This window comes from Pseudonocardia pini, assembly GCF_013870575.1.
Classification (GTDB): domain Bacteria; phylum Actinomycetota; class Actinomycetes; order Mycobacteriales; family Pseudonocardiaceae; genus Pseudonocardia; species Pseudonocardia pini.
This window is the reverse complement of sequence record NZ_JACBXB010000647.1, coordinates 1-3,276: the sequence shown is the minus strand read 5'-3', so window position 1 is coordinate 3,276 and position 3,276 is coordinate 1. Positions and strand designations below refer to the sequence as shown.

Below are 3,276 nucleotides of genomic sequence, written 5' to 3'. Positions count from 1 at the left end.
GGAGTCCCGTTGTCGTCCGCGTCGTCCGGACCGTCGCCCCGCTCCCGCGGTGTACGGCGATGACGGTCCTGTTCCCGCTGCTCGGGCTGCTCGCGGTCGTCGCGCTCACCCTCGGCACCGCCGTCTCGGTCGCGTCGGAGTTCTCGTTGACGGCGCTGGAGCGCAGCCAGGTGGACGCGCACGTCGGCCAGGTGGGCGACCGGCGGGCCCGGGCGGTGCAGAAGGCGCACCGCGCCCTGTCCTTCCAGCTCTCCGGCAGCCAGCTGGGCATCACCGTCACCACGCTCGCCACGGGGTACATCGCCGAGCCCGCGATCGCGGAGCTCATCCGGCCCGCGCTGGAGGGCCTGGGCGTGGGCGAGGGGCTCTCCGGCGGCATCGCCACGATCGTCTCCCTCGTGATCGCCACGACGTTGTCGATGGTGTTCGGCGAGCTGGTGCCCAAGAACATCGCGATCGCCCGGCCGTTGGCCACCGCCCGGGCGGTGGTGTGGCTGCAGAGCGGCTTCGCGCACGCCTTCCGCTGGCTGATCGACCTGCTCAACCGCTCGGCGAACGCCATCGTGCGGCGGCTGGGCGTCGAGCCCGCGGAGGAGCTGCGCTCCGCCCGCTCCCCGCACGAGCTGAGCTCGCTGGTCCGCTCCAGCGCGCAGCACGGCACCCTCGACGAGGGCACCGCCGCGCTGCTGGACCGCTCGCTGCGGTTCACCGACCGCGTGGCGGAGGACCTGATGACCCCGCGGGTGCGGGTGGACACCCTCGACGCCGAGGCCTCGGTCGCTGACCTGGTCACGCTCGCCCGGCGCAGCGGCCACTCCCGCTTCCCGGTGCACGACGGGGACCCGGACACGGTGCTCGGGCTGGTGCACGTCAAGCAGGCGTTCGGGGTGGTCCCCGAGGAGCGGGCGTCCACGCCGGTGCGGAGCCTCGCCCAGCACGCCGAGACCGTCCCCGTGTCGCTCGACGGGGACGAGCTGCTCTCCCGCCTGCGCGAGTCCGGCCTGCAGACGGCGGTGGTCGTGGACGAGTACGGCGGGACCGCCGGGCTGGTCACCCTGGAGGACCTGATCGAGGAGATCGTCGGGGACGTCCGGGACGAGCACGACCGGGCCGAGCAGGCCAACGTGCGCCCGCTCGGGCGGGACTCCTGGCTGGTCTCCGGGCTGATGCGGGCGGACGAGGTCGCCGAGGTGACCGGGTTCCGGATGCCCGAGGGCGAGTACGAGACCCTCGCGGGCCTGGTACTGGAGCGCCTCGGCCGGATCCCGGACGTGGGAGACGACGCGACGGTCGAGGGATGGCGGATCACGGTCATGCGCCGCGACCGCAACCGGGTCGCCGAGCTGCGGCTCGCGCGGCCGGCCGGAGAGGCGGTGAGTGCTCGTGGGTAGCGATCTCCTGGCCCTGCTCGCGGCGGTCGCCCTGCTCGCGGCGAACGCGTTCTTCGTCTCCGCCGAGTTCGCGCTGATCAGCGCGCGGAAGGACCGCCTGGAGGCGATGGCGGACAGCGGGGTCGCCGGCGCCGCGACGGTGCTGCGCGCGGCCGGGGACCTGTCCCGGATGCTGGCGGCGTCGCAGCTCGGGATCACGATCTGCTCGCTGCTGCTCGGTCGGCTCGGCGAGCCCGCCGTCGCGCACCTCATCGAGCGGCCGCTCGAGGCGCTCGGGGCACCCGAGGCCGTGCTGCACCCCGTCGCGTTCGCGGTGTCCCTGGCGCTGGTCTCGGTGGCGCACATCCTGCTCGGCGAGATGGTGCCGAAGAACATCTCGATCGCCGGGCCGGAGCGGGCGGCGATCCTGCTCGTGCCACCGTTCCTGCTGTTCACGACCGTGATGCGGCCGTTCATCGAGCTGTTCAACCTGATGGCGAACGGCACGCTGCGGCTGCTGCGGATCGAGCCGAAGGACGAGCTGGAGGCCGCGTTCACCTCCGGCGAGCTGTCGGAGATGATCGCGGACTCCCAGCGCGAGGGCCTGCTCGACGACGAGGAGTCCACCCGCATCTCGCGGACCCTGCGGTCCGCCGAGGCCACCGTGGGGGACATGCTGGTGCAGCCCGCGGACGTCGTGTCGCTGCCGGTGCGGCCCACCGTCGGGGACGTCCAGCAGGCCGTCGCCCGCACCGGGTTCTCCCGCTTCCCGCTGCGGTCCGCCGACGGTCGCTTCACCGGGTACCTCCACGTCAAGGACGTGCTCGACGTGATCGACGATCCCGAGGCCGTCATCCCCGGCAGCCGGATCCGCGGCCTGCCGGAGATCCCGGCGGACGCCCGGCTGGACGAGGCGGTGGCCGCGTTGCGCGCCACCCGCGCGCACCTGGCCCGAGCCGTCGACCGCGTCGGGGCCACGGTCGGCATGGTCGCGATGGAGGACCTCATCGAGGCCTACGTCGGAACCGTCCGGGACGCCACGCACACCGGCGGGGCTTGACCTCGAGCCGGGTTCAGGTCGCAGCATGGCGTGATGAGCGTCTTCACGTCCGCCGAGCTGGAGTTCCTCCGGACCGCGCGCATCGCCCGGCTGGCCACCCTGTCGCCGTCGGGCTCGCCGCAGGTGAAGCCGGTCGGGTTCGTGGTCGATCCCGCGACCGGCGCGATCGACGTCCCGGGCGTGGACAACCCGAGCACGCAGAAGTGGCGGAACGTCGGGAGGGACGGGCGCGTGGCCCTCGTGGTGGACGACTCCGGGGCAGGTGCGGTGTGGAGCCCCCGGGTCCTCGAGGTGCGCGGCCGGGCGGAGCTGCTGCCGGACCTCCTCCCGGCCGCGGCGTTCCCCGGCGTGGCCCCGGGGGTGATCCGGATCCATCCCGAGCGGATCGTCGTCTTCGGCGTGGAGCAGGACGGCCCGGGCAGCCGGGACGTCCCCGCAGCCTGACGGCCGGCGAGCGCCGATCGTGGAGCCGCCGTCCCGCACCGGCCGTCTCGCGAAGGACCCGGGCTGGTCCTCGCGTACCGTCGTCGCCGTGCAGGGCGGGTCGACGGTCGCGGACGTGCGGGTGCTGCCCGAGGTCGTCTGGCGCGCCCGCGCCGCGGAGCACCGGGCCCGGATGGAGCGTTGGACGCTCCCCCATCGCGAGCGGCGCCGTCGGGGCGAGGCCCATCCCGTCGAGGACTTCCTCTTCACCTACTACTCGCTGCGCCCCGCCCAGCTGGAGCAGTGGCAGCCCGGCCCGGGTGTGCGCCTGCTCGGCGACACGCGGCGGTTCGCGGGGAGGCCGGGCTACCGGGCGGACGGCGAGGGCGTCGTCCTCGATCCGGCGCTGCTGCCCGATCGCGT

General features: G+C 74.2%; 3 protein-coding genes and 1 pseudogene. All 4 read left to right on the top strand.

The features are described from left to right. The first annotated feature begins 59 nt into the window (after positions 1-59). Positions 60-1,391, top strand: a complete 1,332-nt coding sequence (locus H5J29_RS26465; protein ID WP_181783725.1) for a hemolysin family protein — start codon at positions 60-62, stop codon at positions 1,389-1,391. Then, positions 1,384-2,430 (top strand): hemolysin family protein, encoded by a 1,047-nt coding sequence (locus tag H5J29_RS26460; protein WP_181783724.1) that lies wholly within the window; start codon positions 1,384-1,386, stop codon positions 2,428-2,430. Before H5J29_RS26465 ends, H5J29_RS26460 begins: the two co-directional genes overlap by 8 nt. Before the next feature lie 33 nt (positions 2,431-2,463). Beyond that, positions 2,464-2,874, top strand: coding sequence for a PPOX class F420-dependent oxidoreductase (locus H5J29_RS26455; RefSeq protein ID WP_181783723.1), 411 nt, complete (start codon positions 2,464-2,466; stop codon positions 2,872-2,874). A gap of 19 nt (positions 2,875-2,893) precedes the next feature. Beyond that, positions 2,894-3,276, top strand: a pseudogene (locus H5J29_RS26450) (hypothetical protein); the annotation flags it as partial.